We start from the raw sequence: 20,923 nt of genomic DNA on the forward strand, positions 1-20,923 counted from the left end.
CTGATACGTCGTTCCAAATATTAGAACAACTTGCGTCGTTCTCAGGCCGGCACAGCCTTCCGAAGAGGAGGCCGATCCAATGACGGGAGAGAAACCATGGACGCTTCGGTGCAGCGATCGCCCTCGAAGAAGGACGTCTTCCGCGTCGTGAGCGGAAACTTCCTCGAAATGTTCGATTTCATGGTCTACGGCTTCTACGCCGCTGCGGTGGCAAAGGCCGTCTTTCCCAACGACAACGAGTACGTCTCGTTGATGCTGTCGTTGGCCACCTTCGGGATTGGCTTCCTGATGCGTCCGCTCGGCGCCATCGTGCTCGGCGCCTATATCGACCGCCACGGCCGACGAGCCGGGTTGGTCATGAGCCTCGCCATCATGTCGGTGGGCGTCGCGCTCATCACGTTCACGCCGACCTACGCGTCGATCGGCATCGCCGCCCCCATTGTCGTCCTGATCGGCCGATTGCTGCAGGGGTTCTCCGCCGGCGCCGAGTCCGGCGGCGTCTCGGTCTATCTGTCGGAGATCGCGACGCCGGGGAATCGCGGCTTCTACGTGAGCTGGCAATCGGCGAGCCAGCAGGTCGCCGTGGTCTTCGCCGCCGTTATCGGCGTGACCCTGCGCGGCTTCCTGACGGAGGAGCAGATGCTCGCCTGGGGATGGCGCATTCCGTTCCTGATCGGCTGCCTGATCATCCCCGTCCTGTTCTGGATCCGGCGCTCGATGCAGGAGAGCGAGGATTTTGCGCAGCGGGCGAAGCATCGCCGCGTAACCCTCGGCGAGATCTACCGGTCACTTCTCCAGAACTGGGCGATCGTGCTCAAGGCGGTGCTGCTCGTCACACTGACGAGCGTCTTCTTCTACATGATCACGGCCTATACCCCGACCTACGCGCGTCAGGTTCTCGGCCTGAGTGCGCATGACAGCTTCGTGGTCACCGTCTGCGTCGGCGTGGCGAACTTCGTCTGGGTGCCCGTTATGGGGGCGGTGTCGGACCGGGTCGGGCGGCTTCCGGTGCTCCTGACCTTCTCGGTGTTGATCGGTCTCACGGCTTACCCGGTCATGGCGTGGCTCGTGACAGACCCGTCCTTCGGCCGCTTGCTGGCCGCCCTCATGTGGATGTCGTTCCTGTATGGCGGCTACCAGGGGGTGATGGTCGTCACGCTGACCGAGATCATGCCGGCCGAGGTTCGCGCCACAGGCTTCTCCCTGGCCTACAGTCTCGCACAGGCAATTTTCGGCGGCTTCACCCCGGCGATCTGTACCTATCTGATCCACGCAACGGGGAATCGAGCCATGCCAGGCCTCTGGCTCGCTTGTGCGGCCCTGTTCTCGATCGTGGGCGCTCTGACCCTCTTCCGCAACGTGCACATCTCCCGACGTGGGACGACGGCTGTCACGCCGGCCTGAGCGCGGACCGGCACAAGCGCGCGGGCCGACTCGTTCAATGGCCGCCTGCGCGACGAGTGCCTGAACGCGAACTGGTTCTCGTCGTCGGCCGCCGCGAGGAGCGAGATCGAGGCGTGGCGGCCGCAAGCCAGCCCGGCTGGACCACAGCCTCCGTCTCTGGGCGCCTCAAGGCGTTTCAGCTCTTCCGACGACGGACACGCGGCGCGGCCCCGTCATCGGCGTCGTCGACCCGCAGGCGGCGATCAAACGCGACATCGCCGGCCACAACCGACACGCCGAGCCCGTCATCTGGACCCGGCCGGCCACCGATATCCTCGCAGCCGTCAGCCTGGCCTACTGGTACCCTTTCGGGAACGGATCGGGCTTGATCAGTTCGGGGCTGGTGTAGACGATCTCGAACTGGCCGTCGGGCTTGGCCCGGCCGACCCGGGTCTTCGACCAGAGGTGATGGTTCTCGTCGATCTTCACGTAACCTTCCGGCGCGCCCTTGAACTCCAGCCCCGGCGAGGCCGCCACGACCTTGTCGACGTCGAAGGTGCCGGCCTTCTCGCAGGCCATCTTCCACAGGAACGGGCCGAGATAGGCCGCCTGCGTCACGTCGCCGATGACCGTCTTCTCGCCCCACATCTTCTTGAACGCGGCCACGAACGCCTTGTTGTTCTCGTTCTGGATCGACTCGAAGTACTTCATGCACGAGTAGGCCCCGGCGATGTTCTCGCCGCCGATGCCGTCGACCTCGTCCTCGGTCACCGACAGCGTCATCAGCACCTGCTTCGACAGGTCGATGCCCGCCGCCTTGAGCTGCTTGTAGAACGCCACGTTCGAGCCGCCCACGATCGTGGCGAAGATCACCTTCGGCTTGGTGAGCTTGATCTTGTTGATGACCGAGTTGAACTGCGTGTGGCCGAGGGGGAAGTACTCCTCGCCGACGACCTTGCCCTTGAGCACGGTCTCGATGTGCCGGCGGGCGATCTTGTTGGAGGTGCGTGGCCAGATGTAGTCGGAGCCGATGAAGTAGAAGCTGTCGCCGCCCTTCTCCTTATGGACCCAGTCGAGGCCGGCGAGGATCTGCTGCGTGGCCTCCTGGCCGGTGTAGAAGACGTTCTTGGACTGCTCCAAGCCCTCGTAGAAGGTCGGATAGTACAGCAGGCCGTTGTACTGCTCGAAGACCGGCAGCACCGCCTTGCGCGAGGCCGAGGTGAAGCAGCCGAACACGGCGGCGCAGTGGTCGTTGACGAGGAGCTTCTTGGCCTTCTCGGCGAAGGTCGGCCAGTCGGAAGCGCCGTCCTCCTGGATGATCTTGATCTTGCGGCCGAGCACGCCGCCGGCGTCGTTGATCTGCTGGATCGCCAGCTTCTCGCCCTGGCTCGGCCCGGTCTCCGAGATCGCCATGGTGCCGGTGATCGAGTGCAGGATGCCGACCGTCACCTCGCTGTCGGTCACCGCCAGAGCACCGGCCTCGGCGGCCGCCGCGACGCGCGGCAGCGATGCCGCGAGCGGGGCCGCCGCCAGCCCGAGCAGCAGGCGCCGGCGGAGGGTGAAGTGCGCGGGATCGTCTGTCGCCATGGGGGGCAAATCCTTCAGATCGTTCGAGAAGGTGGGCCGCCCCGTCCGCACCGGATCAGCCGTCGCGCACGGATCGTCTCCTTCGGCGCATTTCTTCAAAAGAAAATAAATTTCGCAAGATGAAAACATCGGCAGCCTGCCCATATCGGCGGCGGCGCTCCCGGGCGCCGGCTTCCTATTTGCGGCGGCGCGCCGGGGCGAGCCCGGTCAGCGCCGCGAAGGCGCGACCGGCGGCCGCCTCCAGCCCCGCCGCCAGGGTGCCGCCGTCGGGCGCGAGGAGCCGGAGGCCGAGCCCGGCCGCGTTCGGCAGCGGGCTGAGCCCGGCCCGGCAGCCGGTGCGGTCGGCCGCGGCCTGGACGTCCCCGGGATCCGGCAGGCACGGGGCCGGACCGAGGATGACGAGGGCGCCGTAGGCCCGCCACGGGCCGAGCGGCGAGGCCGGATCGCGGAATTCGGCGCCGGCGATGCGCGCCCGCTCGCGGACCAGGACGGCCCCCGCCGCCGTCTCGATGCCGAGGGCGAGCTCGACGTGCTCGAACGGCCTGCCGCGGCCCTCCGGGTCGTGACACGCAATGCTCTCGGAGACGACGGCACGGGCCCCGGGCTCGAGCGTGACCCGGGTCGAGGCCGAGAGGGCGGCGCCGGGGAACAGGATCAGGGGATCGGGCACGCAGTGGAGGAAGGCATCGGCGCCGACGCGGATCCGCGTGTCCTGGCGGGCCGGCTGATCGGCGCTGCGATGGACGACCGTGGCGGCCTGGGTGGTGACGTGCGCCGCCGAGCCCGGACCCATCGCGATGTCGAGGCCGAGACGGTCGCCGCGGTAGAGGCCGCCGGAAGCCGATTGCAGGTACAGCGTGATCAGCTCCGGCCGCTGCGGATACAGGCGGAACGGCCTCGTGATGTGGAACGGGTACGGCACGTGCTGGTCGGCGAGCACGCTGGTCCCGCCGCCGCGCACGAAGCCGAGGCGGGCCGTCGCGCGGCGGCCGGTCTGGACGTCGTCGGGCACGGCTAGGGCGCGAACAGGACGGCCCGGCCGATGGCATCCGCCACCGCGTCGATGCCGAGGCCCGCGCGCGCGTTCGTGGCGAGGACCGGCCTGCCGCTCCGGACCCGCGCGGCCTCCGCGAGCATCCCGTCGAGGTCGACGCCGACATGCGGCGCGAGGTCGATCTTGTTGATCACGAGGAGGTCGCAGCGCAGCACGCCCGGGCCGCGCTTGCGCGGGATGTCGTCGCCGCCGGCCACGTCGATCACGAAGATCCACCAGTCGACGAGGTCGAGGGAGAAGGTCGAGGCGAGGTTGTCGCCGCCGGATTCGAAGACGAGCAGCTGCAGGCCCGGGAAGCGCGCCTCCAGCGCGTCGCCCGCGGCGATGTTGAGGGTCGGGTCCTCCCGGATCACCGTGTGCGGGCAGGCCCCGGCCTCCACCGCCTCGACGCGGCGCGGATCGATCAGCCCGGAGCGGCGCAGCCGCTCGGCATCCTCCTTGGTGACGAGATCGTTCGTGATCACCGCGAGATCGACGCCGCGCGCCCGCAGCACGGGGATCAGCCGCTCGATCAGCGCGGTCTTGCCGGATCCGACCGGGCCGCCGATCCCGATCCGGGCGGCGTTCGCGGGAGTCACGTCGGTCATGGGGAGCGGGGCCGTGAGAGGGGGGACGGGGTTCGGCGCCGCTCAGCGCAGCATGTAGCGCTGGGCGAGCGGCAGGGTCCGGGCCGGCTCGCAGGTGGCGAGCACGCCGTCGACGAAGACGTCGAAGGTCTGCGGATCGACGCGGATCTCCGGGCAGGCGTCGTTCCAGAGCATGTCGGCCTTCGTCAGCGTGCGGGTCCCGCGCGCGGGCAGGAGCGCCTTGCGCAGGCCGAGCCGGCCGCCGAGATCGGCCTCGATCGCCAGAGGGTGGACGAAGCAGGCCGAGAGCGCCTGCTTGGCGCGCCCGAAGGCGCCCCATTGCGGGCGCATCAGCACCGGCTCGCAGGTCATCAGCGAGGCGGCGGAATCGCCCATCGCGCCCCAGGCGATGAAGCCGCCCTTGATCACGAGCTCCGGCTTGATCCCGAAGAAGGCCGGCCGCCAGACGACGATGTCGGCCATCTTGCCGGGCTCCAGCGAGCCGACATGCTCCTGGATGCCGAAGGTGCGCGCGGCGTTGATCGTGTACTTGGCGATGTAGCGCCTGATCCGGGCATTGTCGCCGAAGCCCGGCCTCTCCTCGGGGAGCGGGCCGCGCTGGTCCTTCATCTTCGAGGCGAGCTGCCAGGTCCGGCAGACGACCTCGTGGATCCGGCCCATGCCCTGGCTGTCGGAACCGAGCATCGCGATGGCGCCGATGTCGTGGAGCACGTCCTCGGCCGCGATGGTCTGGGCGCGGATGCGGCTCTCCGCGAAGGCCACGTCCTCCGGCAGGGCCGGGTTGAGGTGGTGGCACACCATCGTCATGTCGAGGTGCTCGTCGAAGGTGTTGACCGTGTAGGGGTTGGTCGGGTTCGTCGACGACGGCAGGCAGTGCGGCAGCCCGGCGACCCGGATGATGTCCGGCGCGTGGCCGCCCCCGGCCCCCTCGGTGTGGTACATGTGGATGGTACGGCCGCCGATCGCCGCCAGCGTGTCCTCCACGAAGCCCGACTCGTTCAGCGTGTCGGTGTGGAGCTGGACCTGGAAGTCGTAGGCGTCGGCGAAGCCCAGGCAGGCGTCGATCGCGGCCGGCATCGCGCCCCAGTCCTCGTGGATCTTGAGGCCGAGGACGCCGGTCTCCAGCTGCTCCTTCAGGGCGGCCGGCCGGTGGGTGTTGCCGCGCCCGAGGAAGCCGAAATTGACCGGCCAGGCCTCGGCGGCCTGGAGCATGCGGCCGGTGTTGAACGGGCCGCCGGAATCGATGCCGACGGTGATCGGCCCGAGCGAGCCGCCGAGCAGGGTCGTGACGCCGGAGGCGATCGCGTGGTCCGGCAGGCCGGCGGAATCGAAGTGCACGTGCACGTCGATGGCCCCGGGCGTCGCGATCAGACCCTCGCAGTCGCGCACCGTCGTCCCGGCCGACACGATCAGGCGCGGGTCGACGCCGTCCATGATCGCCGGGTTGCCGGCCTTGCCGAGCGCCACGATCCGCCCGTCCTTGATGCCGAGATCGCCCTTCTGGATGCCGAGGACGGGGTCGATCACCACGACGTTGCAGAGGAGGAAGTCGAGCGCGCCCTGCGCGGCGGTCACCCCGGGCGCCATCCCGATCCCGTCGCGCAGGGTCTTGCCGCCGCCGTGCAGGCACTCGTCCCCGTAGACGGCGTGGTCGTGCTCGACGACCGCCACCAGGGCGGTGTCGGCGAGCCGCACCCCGTCCCCGGTGGTCGGCCCGTAGAGGGCGGCGTAGTCGCGGCGCGGGATCGTCACCATGGCACTCTCCCTAGGCGCCCTTGAAGCCGCGGGCCTTGGCGCGGGCGAGGGCCGCCGCCCGCGCCGCGTCGTCGGGCAGGGTCCCCTGCGTCAGGTCGTTGAGCCCGGTCAGCTCCCGGGCGCCGCCGAAGCCGACCAGCGTCACGGTCTTGCGCTGCCCCGGCTCGAAGCGGATCGCCGTCCCGGCCGGGATGTCGAGGCGGTGGCCCAGGGCCGCCGCCCGGTCGAAATCGAGCGCCCGGTTCACCTCGAAGAAGTGGTAGTGCGAGCCGATCTGGACCGGGCGGTCGCCGGTGTTGACGACGTCGAGGGTGACCCGCGGGCGGCCCGCGGCGAGCTCGATCGCGCCGTCGGCCGGCAGGATCGCGCCGGGCTCCAGGGTGTCGGCGGGGGCGCCCGCCCGGGCGCGGACCGGCTCGTGGACCGTGACGAGCTTGGTGCCGTCCGGGAAGACGCCCTCGACCTGCAGGATCGGCAGCATGGCGGCGATGCCCGGCATCACGTCCTCGGTCGACAGGATCGTGGAGCCCCAGCCGATGAGGTCGGCGACGCTGCGCCCGTCGCGCGCGCCCTCCAGGATCTCGTCGGTGATGAGCGCCACCGCCTCCGGGTAGTTGAGCTTGAGGCCGCGGGCCCGGCGCTTGCGGGCGAGTTCGGCCGCGGTGAAGATCGTGAGCCGTTCCAGCTCGGTGGGCGTGAGCAGCATCACCCGCTCCCTAGTTGGCGAACAGGCGCAGGTCGGCGCGCGCGTGCCGCATCGCGGCGACCTCGATCAGCGGCGTGAAGCCCGTGAGGACGATCGCGCCGTCGGGGTCCTCGGTCACGGGCCGCTCGGCGATCTCCGCGACGAGCGGCAGCACCGTCTGGAGGGCCTTCTGGCCCTGGATGGCGCCCACCTGACCGAGCCGGACCGTGGCCGAGACCAGGCCGGAGACGAGCTGGTAGCCGGCGACGGCCGCCGCCTCCGCTTCCGACAGGCCGAGCCCGCGCCACAGGGCGCCCTGCACGGTGGCGAGGTGCCCCAGCATGAGCCCGGACCGGATCGCGGCGCGGATGTCCCCGGCACCGGGCGTCGCGAGCCGCGCGTGGGTGGTCAGCAGGGAGGCGCCGTTGCGCCGGCTGCCGGTGCGCATCGCCTCGACGAGGGTGGCCGCCTCCACGGCGGCGTCGATGCGGCCGAGCCGGGCCGGATCGGGGCCGGCGCGGTGGGCGAGGATCAGGGCGATGCGGTCGCTCTCCGCCCACCGGAAGCGCACGAGGGCCGTGAGCGTCCGCGTCAGGCTCCCCGTGTCGAAGGCCGGGTCGCCCGCGACGAGCCCCTCGATCCCGTTGGAGAAGGCGAAGCTCCCGCTCGGGAAGGCGGCGTCGGCCTGCTGGAGGGACAGGAGCCGGCTCAGCACGGCGCCGCCTCGTCGAGGATGGTGTGGGTCACCTGCCGGTCGGTGACGAGGGCGCCGAGGCGCACGAGGTAGTCGTCGGCCGGACCGTCCAGGGCTACCAGGAGGGCGCCGTCGGCGAAGCGCACCCGCCAGTGGAGGTTGCCGGCGTGGTAGCCGAGTTCGAGGGCGGCGGCCTGGCTGTCCGGGACGAGGCGGAGCCAGCGCTCGGAGCCGACCCGGGCGACGAGGGCGCGGTCCGCGTCCAGCGCCAGCACGGCCCCGTCGAAGAGCGGCTCGTCCCGCGGCAGGGCGAGGGCGATCTCCTCGCCGGACTGGGTGGTCGCGCGGATCCGCCGCCGGGCGACGTCGGTGCTCGACACGACGAGCACGTCCACCGCGCCGTGATGCGCGAGATGGTGCAGGCGCTCGGCCATCCCGGATTCGTGCCGGCTGCCCAGGATACGATGGATCACACGCATGTCGGTCCGCGTCCCGCTCCCCGTCGCCAGGATCGACCTGGGCCTTGCAAGAGCCGGTCCGCCGTTCGGCGCGTCACCGGCAGCACCGGCTCAGACATCGAGCGTGGTCTCGCGCTCCCAGGCGGTGAAATGGGCGCAGTAGCTGTCCCACTCATTTTGCTTCAACTTGAGGTAGGCGACGGAGAACGCGCCGCCCAGATTGTCCCGCAGGGCCTCGTCGGCCTCGAAGGCCCGCAGCGCGTCGAGCAGGTTGAGCGGCAGGCGCGGCGCGCCGGTGACGGCGTGGCCGTCGCGGTACATGTCGACGTCGCTGTGCGGCCCGGGATCGGCCGCCGACGCCAGGCCGTCCAGGCCCGCGGCCAGGATCGCCGCCTGGAGCAGGTACGGATTGGCCGCCCCGTCGGGCAGGCGCAGCTCGAACCGGCCCGGCCCGGGCACGCGCACCATGTGGGTGCGGTTGTTGCCGGTCCAGGTCACGGCGTTCGGCGCCCAGGTCGCGCCCGAGATCGTGCGGGGCGCGTTGATGCGCTTGTAGGAATTGACCGTCGGGTTGGTGATCGCGGCGAGCGCGGGCGCGTGCCGCATGATCCCGCCGAGGAAGTGCCGGCCCCGGGTCGAGAGGCCGAACGGCATCTCGGGATCCGCGAAGGCGTTCACGGTGCCGGCCGCGTTCCACACCGAGACGTGGCAGTGGCAGCCGTTGCCGGTCAGCCCCGGGAACGGCTTCGGCATGAAGGTCGCCCGCAGGCCGTGCCGCTCGGCCACCGACCGGACCATGAACTTGAAGAAGGCGTGCTTGTCGGCGGTGGCCAGCGCGTCGTCGTACTCCCAGTTCATCTCGAACTGGCCGTTCGCGTCCTCGTGGTCGTTCTGGTAGGGCTTCCAGCCCAGAGCCAGCATGTGGTCGCAGATCTCGGCGATCACGTCGTAGCGGCGCATCAGCGCCTGCTGGTCGTAGCAGGATTTCTCCGCCCGATCGTGGTGATCCGAGATCGCCGATCCGTCCGGGCTCAGCAGGAAGAACTCGGCCTCGACGCCGGTCTTGACCCGCAGGCCCTCGTCGGCGGCCCGCGCCACGAGCTGCTTCAGCACCACCCGGGGCGCCTGGTCGACGGGCGCGTCCGCCATGGTGCAGTCGGCCGCCACCCAGGCGACGTCCGGCTTCCAGGGCAGGCGGATCACCGAGGCGGCGTCCGGCATCGCGAACAGGTCGGGATGGGCCGGGGTCAGGTCGAGCCACGTGGCGAAGCCGGCAAAACCCGCGCCGTCGCGCTGCATGGCGCCGATCGCCTGCGCGGGCACCAGCTTGGCGCGCTGGCAGCCGAACAGGTCCGTGTAGGAGATCATGAAGTACTTCACGCCGTGCTCGGCGGCGTAGGCGGAAAGGTCGGTCGTCACGGCAGCCCCCTGAGCGCGGATCGGTTGGGGGCCGGCCGCGCCCCGTTCCGGCGCGACCGGCGGGGTTGAAGGGCCCTAGAAGCCCGCTTTGCCCGGGTACCAGTCGGTGCCGGCCAGCGGCACGCGGGCCATGGCGGCGGCCTCGAGCGTCAGCGCCACGAGATCCTCGGGCTCCAGATTGTGCAGGTGGTTGTGGCCGCAGGCGCGGGCGATCGTCTGCGCCTCCAGGGTCATCACCTTCAGGTAGTTGGCGAGCTTCCGGCCGGCGCGGACCGGGTCGAGGCGGGCCGCCAGCTCGGGGTCCTGCGTGGTGATGCCCGCCGGGTCGCGGCCCTCGTGCCAGTCGTCGTAGGCACCCGCGGTCGAGCCGAGCTCGCGGTACTCGTCCTCGTAGGCCGGGTCGTTGTCGCCGATGGCGACCAGAGCGGCGGTGCCGATCGAGACCGCGTCCGCCCCCAGCGCGATGGCCTTGGCGACGTCCGCGCCCGAGCGGATGCCGCCCGAGATCACGAGCTGCACGCTCCGGTGCAGGCCGAGGTCCTGCAGCGCCTGCACGGCGGGGCGGATGCAGGCGAGCGTCGGCTGGCCGACATGCTCGATGAACACGTCCTGGGTCGCCGCCGTGCCGCCCTGCATGCCGTCGAGGACGACGACGTCGGCCCCGGCCTTCGCGGCGAGCGCGGTGTCGTAATAGGGCCGGGCGCCGCCGACCTTCACGTAGATCGGCTTCTCCCAGTCGGTGATCTCGCGCAGTTCGCCGATCTTGATCTCGAGATCGTCCGGGCCGGTCCAGTCCGGATGCCGGCAGGCGGAGCGCTGGTCGATGCCCTTGGGCAGGTCGCGCATGGCGGCGACCCGGTCGGAGATCTTCTGGCCGAGCAGCATGCCGCCGCCGCCGGGCTTGGCGCCCTGGCCGACCACCACCTCGATGGCGTCGGCGCGCCGGAGGTCGCGCGGGTTCATGCCGTAGCGGGAGGGCAGGTACTGGTAGACGAGGATGTCGGAATGGCCGCGCTCCTCGTCGGTCATGCCGCCGTCCCCCGTGGTGGTGGAGGTGCCGGCCAGCGTAGCGCCGCGGCCGAGGGCCTCCTTGGCGTTGGCGGACAGGGATCCGAAGCTCATGCCGGCGATGGTGATCGGGATCTTCAACGCGATCGGTTTCTTGGCAAATCGCGTGCCGAGGGTGACGCCGGTCCCGCAGGTCTCCCGGTAGCCCTCCAGGGGATAGCGGGACATCGAGGCGCCGAGGAACAGCAGGTCGTCGAGATGCGGGAGCTTGCGCTTCGTGCCGCCGCCGCGGATGTCGTAGATGCCGGTGGCCGCGGCCCGGCGGATCTCCGCCATCGTGTGATCGTCGAAGGTCGCCGACTTGCGCGGCGGCATCGGCGGGTTCTGGTAGGTCATGCCCGGTCTCCCGCTCAGTAGGCGTTGTCGATGTTGAAGCTGTAGAGTTTGCGGGCCGAGCCGTAGCGCCGGAAATCCTCGGGCCGGACGTCCGCGACCCCGGCGCGGTCCAGCAGGGCGGCGAGGTGCTCCAAGTGCTCGGGGCGCATCGGCTTCTCGACGCAGTCGGCCCCGAGGCTCTTCACGCTGCCGCGCACGAACAGCTTCGCCTCGTAGAGCGAGTCGCCCAGCGCCTCGCCGGCATCGCCCAGGACCACGAGGGATCCGGACTGGCCCATGAAGGCCGACATGTGGCCGATCGAGCCGTGCACGACGATGTCGATCCCCTTCATGGAGATGCCGCAGCGCGAGGCCGCGTTGCCCTTGATGACGAGGAGGCCGCCGCGCCCGGTGGCGCCGGCATATTGCGAGGCGTCGCCCTCGATCACGACGGTGCCGGACATCATGTTCTCGGCGACGCCCGGGCCCGCCGAGCCCTGCACCGTGACGGTGCCGCCGTCGTTCATGCCGGCGCAGTAGTAGCCCACAGGGCCGCGCACTGTGACGGTGACGGGCCCGTCGATCCCGACCGCGACCGCGTGCTGGCCCCGCGGGTTCAGCACCTCGAATGCGGTGTCGTTGGCGCCCGGCGCGACGCCGTGGAGGGCTTGGTTCAGGGCGCGCAGAGGCGTCGCCGCCAGATCGAAGACGGGCATGGGCGAGATCCGTGAAGGCTGCGGGGGGAGCGGCTCAGGCGGCCTGCCGCTGATCCCAGAAGTAGACGGTCGCCGGCTCGGGCTCCCAGACGCGGGCGGATTCGATCCCCGGCAGGCCGACGAGCGCCCGGTATTCCGAGCCGAAGGCGACGTAGCGCTCGGTCTCCGCCATGATCGCCGGCTTGCAGGCGATCGGGTCGCGCAGCACCCCGAAGCCGGACTTGGTGCCGACCACGAAGGTGAAGAACCCGTCGAGATCCGTGAGCGCCCCCGCGAGCGCCGCGCCGAGGTCCCGGCCCCGCGCCATCGCGGTGGTGAGATAGGCGGCCGCGACCTCGGAATCGTTCTCCGTCTCGAAGGCCATGCCGTCCCGGGCGAGGCTCCGGCGCAGGTTGTTGTGGTTCGACAGCGAGCCGTTATGGACGAGGCACTGGTCGGCGCCCGTCGAGAACGGGTGCGCGCCCATCGTGGTCACGGCCGATTCCGTCGCCATCCGGGTGTGGCCGATGCCGTGGGTGCCCGACATTCCGGCGATGCCGAAGCGCGCCACCACGTCCTTCGGCAGGCCGACCTCCTTGTAGATCTCGACGCTCTCGCCCGCGCCCATCACGCGCAGATCGGGCGCGAGGCCCTTCAGGGCGTCGCGCGTCGCGGCGAGGCGGTCGGACGCCACGGTGATGACCGCGTGCGAGCTCTTCACCGCCACCCGCGCCGAGCCGCCGGAGGCCTCCACGAGGCGCTGCTCCAGGGCGGGGAAATCCGCCTCCGGGCGTGCCGACTGCACGGTGATCTTCGACAGGCCGGGGGCCGGCGGCCCGTAGATCGCGAGGCCGGCCGAGTCCGGCCCCCGATCCGTCATGGTGACGAGCATGTCGGCGAGCAGCGCGCCGAGCTGCGGCTCCAGGGCGGGGTCCTTCAGGAACAATCCGACGATGCCGCACATGGCACCACCTCCGTCGCGGGTTCGCCAGGAGCATAGGCGGCCTGCGCGGCGGAAATCAACCCTCAAGAAATAAGATTTCTTCCTGAGAACAACGCGGCCCGTCAGCCGGTGCGGCCCGACTGTGGATACGCGATCACCGAGAGGTAGCGGGCCGGCAGCACGAGCAGCTCCGCCGGCCCGTGCGGGGCATCGGCGTCGAAGAACAGGCTGTCGCCGGGCTGCATGTGGAAGTGCCGGTCCCCGTGCCGGTACAGCACTTCGCCCTCCAGCATGTAGAGGAACTCCAGGCCGGGGTGCTGGAAGGTCGGGAACACGTCCGAATCGGTCGTGAGCGTGATCAGATACGGCTCGACCGTCACGCCGCTGGTGTTCTCGTGGATGTGCCCGAGCAGGTTGTACTGGTGCCCGGCCCGCGTGCCGCGCCTCTCCAGCTCGATCCCCTCGCCGGCCTTGACGAAGACCGCGTTGCGGACCTCCTCGTAGCCGCGGAAGAAGCCGGTGATCGGCATGCCGAGCGCCTGGGCGAGCAGCTGCAGCGTCGTCAGGGACGGCGAGATGTTGCCGTTCTCGATCTTCGACAGCATGCCGGGCGACAGGCCCGTCGTCGCGGCGAGGTCCGCCGAGGTGATGCCGAGCCGCTTCCGGCGCTCGCGCACCGCGTGGCCGATCGCGCGCTCGAGGTTGTTCTCGCGCGGCTCGCGGACGGCGTGCGGATCCTGCAGCAGGACCGGCTCCCGCTCCGGCCGCGGGGCCTCCCCTGCCGTCCGGTTCGAAGCGCCTGACGGCATGGCGGATCTCCCTCCTCGGCGATCGTGGGCTCCGGCCTAGCGGGTCCTCCGCCGCCGTGCCGTGGCCCCGGACGCCTGTCAACGTCGCGATCCGCGACCCGTCGAGGAATCGCGGTTGAGGACGGATCGGCGCGCGGCGCCGACGGCCGGAGCGCGGGCGCTCGACCGCGCCGGGGGCGGCGTGGCATCGTCCCGGCCGGCGGCGCGCCGCGCTCCGTGCGTGATCTCACGCCGCCGGATCCGAACCCGTCGCAGGGTTGGCCGGCGGGGCGAGCCGGTCGCCCCGCCGGCGCGAATCGAGGGTGGGCATGGCCGGGACAGGACCGAGCAGGCGCGGGATCCTCGCGGGCGGCGGCGCCGCGGCGGCCGCCGCGCTGCTGCCGCGGGCGGCCCGGGCCGCGCCGCGGATCATCCTCAACGACGCGAGCGGCCTCAACCCGACCCCGGTGACGCGCCACGCCGTGCTCCCGACGGGGTCGACCGACGCCCTGATCGAGGCCGTGCGCGCCGAGATCCGGGATGCCGCCGCCGCCGGCCGGCCGGTCGCCGTCGGCGTCGCCCGGCATTCCATGGGCGCCCAGAGCCTCGCCCGCGACGGGACGGCCGTAACCCTGGAGGGCGGCCCGATCGAGCCCGACACAGCCGCCGGCCTCTACCGGGTCGGGGCCGGCGCGCGCTGGTCGCAGGTCATCCGGCAGCTCGACCGGATCGGCTACTCGCCGACGGTCATGCAGTCGAACAGCGATTTCGGGGTCGGCTCGACCTTCTGCGTCAACGCCCACGGCTGGCCCGCGCCGCACGGCCCGTTCGGCTCCACCGTCCGCGCCCTCCGCCTCGTCCTGGCCGACGGCAGCCTCGTGACCTGCTCCCGCGAGGAGAACGCCGAGCTGTTCGGGCTGGCGATGGGCGGATACGGCCTGTTCGGGATCGTGGTCGACCTCGTGGTCGAGATGGTGCCGAACCGCCTCCTGACGCCGACCTTCGCGGTGATGCCGGCCGCGGATTTCGCGCCGGCCTTCGCGGCGGCGGTGGCGCGCGACGCCCGCCTGCGCATGGCCTACGGCCGGCTCTCGGTCGCGCAGGCCGGCTTCTTCGACGAGGCGATCCTCGTCACCTACGCGGAGGCCGAGCACCCGCCGCAGGTCCTGCCCGCGGCGGCCGCGCAGGGGGCGTTCTCGGCGGTCTCGCGGGAGATCTACCGGGCCCAGGTCGGCAGCGAGTTCGGCAAGCGCGCCCGCTGGATCGCCGAGACCCGGCTCAACCCGGCCCTGGATCCCGGTCTCGCCACCCGCAACAGCCTGATGAACGAGCCGGTGGCCAACCTCGCCTCGCGCGACCGCAGCCGCACCGACATCCTGCACGAGTACTTCGTCCCGCCCGAGCGCTTCGACGCGTTCCTCGCCGCCTGCCGCGAGACCATCCCGCGCTCGGGCTGCGACTGCCTCAACGTCACCCTGCGCTACGTGGCGGCGGACCCGGACTCGACGCTGGCCTACGCGCCGGGCCCGCGGATCGGCGCGGTGATGTCGTTCTCGCAGGGGCTCACCCCGGGCGACGAGGCCGCGATGATGCGCATGACCGAGGCCCTGATCGAGCGCGTCGTGGCGATCGGCGGGGCCTATTACCTGCCCTACCGCCTGCACGCCCGGCGCGACCAGATGGCCCGGGCCTATCCGAAGCTCGACGCCTTCGTGGCGGCCAAGCGCCGCTACGATCCGGGGCTGCTGTTCCGGAACGCCTTGTGGTCGACCTACATGGCCTGACCGCGCCCCGGCACAGATCCGCCTCGCGCGGGCCGCGCGTGCCGACTCAGGAGACGCCCATGAGACCCACGCCCCCGCAGGTGGCCGCCCTCGCCTTCGCGGCCATCCTGCTGTTCGCCGCCGCCACCGACTACGTCCCGGCCTTCCGGGACGCGGAGGGCCGCGTCTTCGGCCTGTTCCGGCTCGACGTCTACAAGGACGCGCTCCACCTCGCCTCCGGCCTGTGGGCGCTCGCCGCCGGTCTGTGGTCGCACTCCGCCGCCGTGACCTTCCTGCGGGCCTTCGGGGCGATCTACCTGCTCGACGGCGTCGTCGGCGTGCTCACCGGGTCGAGCTTCCTCGACCTGTCGCTGTTCCTGAAGGGTTTCCAGGACAGCCCGCTCCTCTCCAACGGCCCGCACCTGAGCCTCGGCCTCGCCGGCGTCGTGCTCGGCTGGTGGCCGTGGCGCGCCCGGACCGCGGCCGGGGTCGCCGCGTGAGCCCCCGGCCCCCCCGCCGCCGGCGACGGGTCGTCCGCTGGGCGGTCGCCGGCCTCGCCGCTCTGGCCCTCGCCTGCGCCCTGCCCGTCGCGGCGATCGAGGGGGGCTGCACGGTCAGGCCCGATCCCGCCGGGCCGGGGCGCTCGGCGGGCGGCTCGCGCTTCGGGATCGCCCCCGAGGGCTACAAGCGCGCGGCCGGCGACAGCTACCTCACCTTCCCCGAATGGGACATCGTCCACGCCTACGCGGACCTCGCCGGGGTGACGCGTTCCGCCTCGGAATCGGCCTTCGACTACTGGGCGGCGACGACGGGCTTCTGGACGAGCCTGTGCGGGGCGACCCGGGCGGCCGGGCGCACCGGCGACGTCACCGCGGGCCAGAAAGTCACCAACTACGTGATCGGCCTCAGCTTCACGGCCGAGATGCTGATCCAGGGGGCCTACGAGCGCACCCTCGGGGCGCTGACCGCGCGGTGGCGGGGGCCCGAACCGACCGACGAGGACCGGTTCAACGCGCGGCTGCTCGCGGATTACGCCGCGTTCCTGCGCCAGACCCCCTGGTACCGCTACCCGTTCGACGCGGAGCTGTCCCGGCTCTGGCACGAGGTCCCGTTCACGCCGTCCCTGCGGGCGGTCGAGCGGCGCGGCGCGCTCACGCTGCAATACGGGGTGAAATGGGCCTACGCCCAGGGGATCGCGTGGCTCGCCGGGATGGACCCGGCCGGCCTGACGATCCGCAGCGTCGTGGCGGGGCTCGATGCCGGCGACGCGGCCGCCGACCCGCGCATCACCCTCCTCGGCCCCGTCCCGGCCGGCGACGGCGGCCCGGCCGCCCTGATGGAGACGCCGCGCTACCGGGCCTTCACGGAGATCGTCCGGGGCCTCGGCGCGCGGGGCCGGACCGTCCTGGAGATCGCCGGCAACCACCGGATCCTCACCACCGTCCTCCTGCCGCCGGGCCGGACGGTCACCCTCGCCGGGGCCGAGCCGCTGTTCGCGATGCCGATCCAGTCCGAGCCGGGCTGGCAGCGCGTCGGCTACGACACCGCGGTGGAGCAGCTCGTCGCGCAGATCCGCGCCGTGGAGGCCGCGGGGGGCCGGTTCGAGCATGCCTACGATTACTGATCGGCGCCCGCGGCGCGGCCTGCCGGTCGGCGCCGTCGCGGCGGCGCTCGCCGGGGGGCTCGGCGTGACCGCGCTGACCGCCCTCGCGGTCCAGCCGGAGACCGTGGTGGCGCTCGGGAACCCCGCCGCCCTGGCGGCCGCCGACGACGGGGCCCTGGTCTCGTCCGGCCGCGCGTACCTGGTGCTCCGGCCCGCCGCGCCGGGCGCGGTCCGGCGCCTCTACGCGGGCGGTGCCTGGCTGGTCCTGCCGGCGCCCGGGACCGGCTGCCTCGGCGTGCGCTGAGGACAGCGCCCGCGGGGCGGCCGGAGGGCCGGCCGCGGGCCGGTGCTCAGTAGGGATCGGAGCGCTCGAGGATCTCCTGCCCCATCAGCACGCAGCTCCCGGGCATCGGCGCGTAGATCAGCCGGATCCGATACGCGCCCTTGTAGATGCTGCCCTCCACCTCGATCACCTGGAAGCGCCGCGTCCCGACCAGGGACGCGACGGTGCCGACGGACCGGACGGACGCGGGATCGACCGTGGCCCGCGCGTCGCCGTCGCTGTGGAAGCGCAGCAGCTTGAGGGCCTGCCGCTCGGCGTCGGCCGCGCAGGGGGGAATGGGGGCCGCGACCGCGGCGGTCGCGGCCAGGCCCGTCACGGCGATCAGCGGCAGCGCCCGCAGGATCCGTCTCATCGGCACGCGACTCCGTATCCGTGGACCTCGGGCAGTTCGCCATCGCCCATCGTAGTCACCGAGAGCGTGCCGGCGGCCCCGGGCCGGCGCAGGGGCCGGCGCAGGGGCCGGATCGGGCGTGGGGTGTGTGGTCCCATCGTCACCGGCTGCTCGGGGCGCCCGCGGGCGCGGGCGGGCTCGATCCCGGGGCCGTCCGGGCCGCCGGAACCGGGTCGGGCGGCGGATAGGCGGGGTCAGTCAGGCAGGTCGAGAGCCAGGTCTCGGCATCGGCGTCCGGGGCCAGCTCGACGTCGAGGACGGGCCGAGGGCCCGCGGGTGCCGCCGCCGCGCCGGCGGCGACGGCCGGGGCGGCAGGCCGCGCCCAGCGGCCGTCGGCGTTGTCGGGACCCGGGCATTCCGCGTCGTCGCCCCCGCCGATCGTGCAGGTCGCGACCGTGCGCGCGGCGCCGTCGACGACCCGCGCGACCGTGCGCGTCTCGGAGGTGTGGCCGCTCGCCCAGTCGTCGGACAGCGTGCAGACCCGGTCGCCGTTCTGGTAGCGCCGGCTGCCGAAGCACCCGTAGACCCGGTCCCGCCCGACGGGGAGGAAGTCGCACGCCGTCTCGAACCCCGCGAAGGGGCCGCCGGTGAACCGCGCCGCGAAGGCCCGCTGCCGCAGTGCCGCCGCGATCCAGTGCGGTCGGGCGGGATCGCTCTTCGAGCGGCCGGACAGGTCCTCGGTCCGTGCCCGGATCGCCTCCAGCACGACGGCGCGCGCGTCGGCCGCGTCCAGGTCGCCGAGCCACGTGTCCCGGGCCGCCACCCAGCGCTTCTGGCTGGCGACCAGCATCGCGCGGATCTCGGCGTCGTCCGTGCTGTGCAGGAGGCCGGAATAGGCCGCACCCAGGGCGGCGTCCGCCTTCCGGAGCGCCGGGTCGGCGCAGATCATGCGCTCGAGTGGGCTGGCCGCCTTGCGGCAGTCGATCGCGCGGGCCGACGACGGCGCCAGGAGGGTTGCGGCGAGGGAAGCGGCGAGGGCTGCCGCGAGGGCGGCCGCCGGGAGGCGCGTCACGGCCGGCCCCGCGCTGAGCATCGCCCCGAACCTCGCCCCGAAGCTCGCAGCGGACCGCGCATCGGAACCTCGCCTCTGGGCCGCGTGCCTGGAGCCGGTCGACATCGGGGGCCTACTGCGCCGCGGCATCGACGATGCGGCACAGGTTCTGGTCGACATCCTGACCGATCTGACCGGCCTGCACCATGAACAGGGCGTCGACCCGGCTGCCCGCCCCGGCCTTGCGCACGACGACCCGCAGCGTCTGCGGTCGCCCCGAACCGGATGTCTCCTGCTGGGCCGTCAGGGTGCCGAGCGCCTTCTCCACGTGCACGCCCACGAACCCCTCGGCCAGGACCGCCCGCGTCACCCGGTCGAACGCGGCCCTGGGGCTGACCGAGGGGAAGATCATCCACGTCTTGTAGGTGATGGCCTGGAGCATCGGCGTCCCCTCGCTCCGGTAATGGTCGCGGCACGTCTCCGCCGCGGCCGCGGGGAGCAGGAGCGTCGACAGGATGGCCGCGTAGACGAACGCGTTCCGCATCGATCCCATGGGGTGCCTCTCACTTCGCTCTGCTGGTGGCTCTGCTGGTGGCTCTGCTGGTGGCTCTGCTGGTGGCTCTGCTGGTGGCTCTGCTGGTGACTTGCCGGACCTGTGCAGCGGGGGCCCTGGCAGGCGTGGATTCGTACGGGTGCGGAAGGTCGGCCTGCACCGGCCGGCCCCGCAGGGTCTCAGAGCTGCGGCGTGGCCGCTGGCCGGGGGCGCGGCGCCGGCGCCATCGCGCGTGGCGGCGGAGGCTCGGTCCGAGGCGGCGCGTCCGCCGCGGCCGCCTCGGACTTCGGAGGCTCCGCGACCGGTGCCGGCCGCGGGGCCGCGACCGAGCCGCGGACCGTGTCGCGCAGGAAGTCGCCGGTGCTGGTGCCGGCCTCCCGGGGGGCCGGAGCCGGCGTCGCCCGGGCCGCCGGCGCGGCCTGCCCGGCGCCGCCCGCGCGCGGGACGGGCGCCTGCGACACCGCCGGGGCCCGGCGGGGCTCGCCCGGCGGCACGGTGATCCGGAACGTGTACGGCACCGTGGACCCGTCCCCGAAGGTGACGTCGATCGACAGGGTGTCGAGTCCGGAGAAGTCGGGCCGCGCCGTGTAGTAGAGCGACATCGAGTCCTTCTTGGCGTCCTCGCAGCCGTCCGGCTGCCGGATCTGCGCCCCGGTCTCGTCGACCTTGCCGCTGAGGATCCGGAACTCGCGCCGCTGCTCGATGCGCCCGCCGCGCGGCGACCTGACGAGCTCGATCGTGGCCGCGCGCGAGCGGCACCCCTGCGTGGCGAAGTAGTAGGTGAAGCCCTGGAGGAAGATCCGCTGGCCGGCGCGCGCGGTCTTGTTCTCCACCTCCGCCCGGGCCGGCAGGGCGAGGCAGAGCGGCAGGCAGAGAGGCAGGCAGAGCGCCGATCCGAGGGCGAGGACGCCGGCGCCGGCGCGCCGACGCGGTCGGTTCGGTGCCGCGGATCGGGGGGCGTTCGGGAGGCGCTGATGCACGGGACTCGTCCTCGGCTTGGCGGTGGGGGTGCGGGCGGCCGGTCCGGCCGTCCGCGCCGGAGCTGCGTCAGAGCTGCGGCGCGGCGGGCGGGCGCGGCGGTGCCAACTGCTGTGGCGGCGCGGGCGATGCGGGCGTGCCGGGCACGGGCGCCGCGGCCTCGGCGGCCTTCGGGGGCGGCGCGGCCGGCGCCGGCCGAGTGGCCGGGACCGCGCCCCGGACCGCGTCGCGCAGGAAGTCGCCGGTGCTCGCCTCCCGGGGCGCCGGAGCCGGAGTCGCGGCCGGAGTCGCCCGCTCGGCGGGAGCGGCGCGCGCCGCCGGGGCCGGCCGCGCGAGGCCCGCGTCGCGGGGGGCGGGTGCCTGGGACACTGCCGGCGCCCGCCGGCCCTCGCCCTCGGGCACCGTGATCCTGTAGGTGTAGGTGGCCTCCTCGCCGGTGACGAACGTGACGATCACCGACACCGTGTCGTGGCCGGCGAAGTCGGGCCGGGCCGTGTAGTAGAGCGTCCGCGCGTCCCGCTCGACATCCTGGCAGCCGTCCCGCGACGGGGTGCCGTCGATGTTCTGGCCGAGGACCAGGAACTCGCGCCGCTGCTCGATGCGGCCGCCGCGCGGGGGCGTGACCAGCTCGATCGCGGCCGCCGGAACGGACGGGCAGCCCGGTCGGGTCTCGTGGGTGGCGTAGCCGTCGAGGCGGACCCGCTCCCCGGGCCGCGCGGTCACGCTCGTGGATCCCGCGAGCGCCGGTCCCGCGAGGCAGAGCCCCAGGAGGCCGACGAGGATCCCGGTGCCGCCGGCCCCTCCCGTCGTCGCAACGCGTCGTGCCATGGGATCCTCCTCGGGTTCGCGGGTCATGCGGTTCCGGTCCGC

Annotated in this window: 22 protein-coding genes and 1 pseudogene; 6 read left to right on the forward strand and 17 right to left on the reverse strand. The window is 72.6% G+C overall.

Features of this window, described 5'->3' with window-relative positions; genetic code table 11:
• Window positions 1-96: 96 nt before the first annotated feature.
• Together tcuC and ACLBYG_RS14230 are read left to right on the forward strand one after the other, a co-directional pair.
• On the forward strand, window positions 97-1,404 hold the full coding sequence (tcuC, locus tag ACLBYG_RS14225) for a tricarballylate/proton symporter TcuC (RefSeq protein WP_447681862.1): 1,308 nt from the start codon (window positions 97-99) through the stop codon (window positions 1,402-1,404).
• Window positions 1,405-1,419: 15 nt separating this feature from the next.
• Window positions 1,420-1,524, forward strand: a pseudogene (locus ACLBYG_RS14230) (integrase core domain-containing protein); the annotation flags it as partial.
• 213 nt (window positions 1,525-1,737) lie between these two features.
• Here the strand turns inward: ACLBYG_RS14230 and urtA are convergent.
• The 12 genes from urtA to ACLBYG_RS14290 form a co-directional block, all read right to left on the reverse strand.
• Window positions 1,738-2,970: an urea ABC transporter substrate-binding protein gene (urtA, locus tag ACLBYG_RS14235; RefSeq protein ID WP_091681517.1), complete on the reverse strand. Its 1,233-nt coding sequence runs from the start codon at window positions 2,968-2,970 to the stop codon at window positions 1,738-1,740.
• 175 nt (window positions 2,971-3,145) lie between these two features.
• Window positions 3,146-3,982 carry an urease accessory protein UreD gene (locus ACLBYG_RS14240; RefSeq protein WP_042675556.1) on the reverse strand — a complete coding sequence of 279 codons (837 nt, stop codon included), beginning with the start codon at window positions 3,980-3,982 and terminating at the stop codon, window positions 3,146-3,148.
• Between the two features lie 2 nt (window positions 3,983-3,984).
• On the reverse strand, window positions 3,985-4,611 hold the full coding sequence (gene ureG / locus ACLBYG_RS14245) for an urease accessory protein UreG (protein WP_091977473.1): 627 nt from the start codon (window positions 4,609-4,611) through the stop codon (window positions 3,985-3,987).
• A gap of 42 nt (window positions 4,612-4,653) precedes the next feature.
• Window positions 4,654-6,366, reverse strand: a complete 1,713-nt coding sequence (gene ureC / locus ACLBYG_RS14250; RefSeq protein ID WP_091681513.1) for an urease subunit alpha — start codon at window positions 6,364-6,366, stop codon at window positions 4,654-4,656.
• 10 nt (window positions 6,367-6,376) lie between these two features.
• Window positions 6,377-7,072 carry an urease subunit gamma gene (locus ACLBYG_RS14255; RefSeq protein WP_091681511.1) on the reverse strand — a complete coding sequence of 232 codons (696 nt, stop codon included), beginning with the start codon at window positions 7,070-7,072 and terminating at the stop codon, window positions 6,377-6,379.
• 10 nt (window positions 7,073-7,082) lie between these two features.
• Window positions 7,083-7,766: an urease accessory protein UreF gene (locus ACLBYG_RS14260; protein WP_447681863.1), complete on the reverse strand. Its 684-nt coding sequence runs from the start codon at window positions 7,764-7,766 to the stop codon at window positions 7,083-7,085.
• Window positions 7,760-8,224, reverse strand: coding sequence for an urease accessory protein UreE (gene ureE, locus ACLBYG_RS14265; RefSeq protein ID WP_447681864.1), 465 nt, complete (start codon window positions 8,222-8,224; stop codon window positions 7,760-7,762). Before ureE ends, ACLBYG_RS14260 begins: the two co-directional genes overlap by 7 nt.
• A 90-nt stretch (window positions 8,225-8,314) precedes the next feature.
• Complete coding sequence (gene glnT, locus ACLBYG_RS14270; RefSeq protein WP_042673567.1) at window positions 8,315-9,622, reverse strand: type III glutamate--ammonia ligase; 1,308 nt, start codon at window positions 9,620-9,622, stop codon at window positions 8,315-8,317.
• Window positions 9,623-9,697: 75 nt separating this feature from the next.
• A complete protein-coding gene (locus ACLBYG_RS14275; protein WP_447681865.1) occupies window positions 9,698-11,026 on the reverse strand; it encodes an FMN-binding glutamate synthase family protein in 1,329 nt (442 codons plus the stop codon).
• 14 nt (window positions 11,027-11,040) lie between these two features.
• Complete coding sequence (locus tag ACLBYG_RS14280; RefSeq protein WP_042673563.1) at window positions 11,041-11,721, reverse strand: GltB/FmdC/FwdC-like GXGXG domain-containing protein; 681 nt, start codon at window positions 11,719-11,721, stop codon at window positions 11,041-11,043.
• A 34-nt stretch (window positions 11,722-11,755) separates the two neighbouring features.
• Window positions 11,756-12,664 (reverse strand): class II glutamine amidotransferase, encoded by a 909-nt coding sequence (locus ACLBYG_RS14285; protein WP_447681866.1) that lies wholly within the window; start codon window positions 12,662-12,664, stop codon window positions 11,756-11,758.
• A 101-nt stretch (window positions 12,665-12,765) separates the two neighbouring features.
• Window positions 12,766-13,452: a helix-turn-helix domain-containing protein gene (locus ACLBYG_RS14290; protein ID WP_020095167.1), complete on the reverse strand. Its 687-nt coding sequence runs from the start codon at window positions 13,450-13,452 to the stop codon at window positions 12,766-12,768.
• Window positions 13,453-13,760: 308 nt separating this feature from the next.
• On the opposite strand from ACLBYG_RS14290, the gene ACLBYG_RS14295 reads away from it, so the two are divergent.
• Genes ACLBYG_RS14295 through ACLBYG_RS14310 form a run of 4 tightly spaced genes read left to right on the forward strand, consistent with a single transcriptional unit; the run spans window position 13,761 to window position 17,101 of the window.
• Window positions 13,761-15,215 (forward strand): FAD-binding protein, encoded by a 1,455-nt coding sequence (locus tag ACLBYG_RS14295; protein ID WP_447681867.1) that lies wholly within the window; start codon window positions 13,761-13,763, stop codon window positions 15,213-15,215.
• Window positions 15,216-15,274: 59 nt separating this feature from the next.
• Window positions 15,275-15,694 carry a DUF4383 domain-containing protein gene (locus ACLBYG_RS14300; RefSeq protein ID WP_447681868.1) on the forward strand — a complete coding sequence of 140 codons (420 nt, stop codon included), beginning with the start codon at window positions 15,275-15,277 and terminating at the stop codon, window positions 15,692-15,694.
• The gene (locus tag ACLBYG_RS14305) at window positions 15,691-16,818 is read left to right on the forward strand and encodes a hypothetical protein (protein WP_447681869.1); all 1,128 of its coding nucleotides are present in this window, start codon (window positions 15,691-15,693) and stop codon (window positions 16,816-16,818) included. The genes ACLBYG_RS14300 and ACLBYG_RS14305 overlap by 4 nt, the downstream gene beginning before the upstream one ends.
• A complete protein-coding gene (locus ACLBYG_RS14310) occupies window positions 16,802-17,101 on the forward strand; it encodes a hypothetical protein (RefSeq protein WP_056530802.1) in 300 nt (99 codons plus the stop codon). Before ACLBYG_RS14305 ends, ACLBYG_RS14310 begins: the two co-directional genes overlap by 17 nt.
• A gap of 46 nt (window positions 17,102-17,147) precedes the next feature.
• Here the strand turns inward: ACLBYG_RS14310 and ACLBYG_RS14315 are convergent, their stop codons facing one another.
• The 5 genes from ACLBYG_RS14315 to ACLBYG_RS14335 all read right to left on the reverse strand — a co-directional run bounded on the left by ACLBYG_RS14315 (window position 17,148) and on the right by ACLBYG_RS14335 (window position 20,881).
• A complete protein-coding gene (locus ACLBYG_RS14315) occupies window positions 17,148-17,492 on the reverse strand; it encodes a hypothetical protein (protein WP_020095162.1) in 345 nt (114 codons plus the stop codon).
• A 139-nt stretch (window positions 17,493-17,631) separates the two neighbouring features.
• Window positions 17,632-18,564 (reverse strand): lysozyme inhibitor LprI family protein, encoded by a 933-nt coding sequence (locus tag ACLBYG_RS14320; protein ID WP_447681870.1) that lies wholly within the window; start codon window positions 18,562-18,564, stop codon window positions 17,632-17,634.
• 91 nt (window positions 18,565-18,655) lie between these two features.
• Complete coding sequence (locus ACLBYG_RS14325; protein ID WP_447681871.1) at window positions 18,656-19,075, reverse strand: hypothetical protein; 420 nt, start codon at window positions 19,073-19,075, stop codon at window positions 18,656-18,658.
• A 179-nt stretch (window positions 19,076-19,254) separates the two neighbouring features.
• The gene (locus ACLBYG_RS14330; protein ID WP_447681872.1) at window positions 19,255-20,055 is read right to left on the reverse strand and encodes a hypothetical protein; all 801 of its coding nucleotides are present in this window, start codon (window positions 20,053-20,055) and stop codon (window positions 19,255-19,257) included.
• 67 nt (window positions 20,056-20,122) lie between these two features.
• Window positions 20,123-20,881, reverse strand: coding sequence for a hypothetical protein (locus ACLBYG_RS14335; protein WP_447681873.1), 759 nt, complete (start codon window positions 20,879-20,881; stop codon window positions 20,123-20,125).
• Window positions 20,882-20,923: the final 42 nt, after the last annotated feature.

The sequence above is a fragment of the Methylobacterium sp. D53M genome (assembly GCF_053345625.1).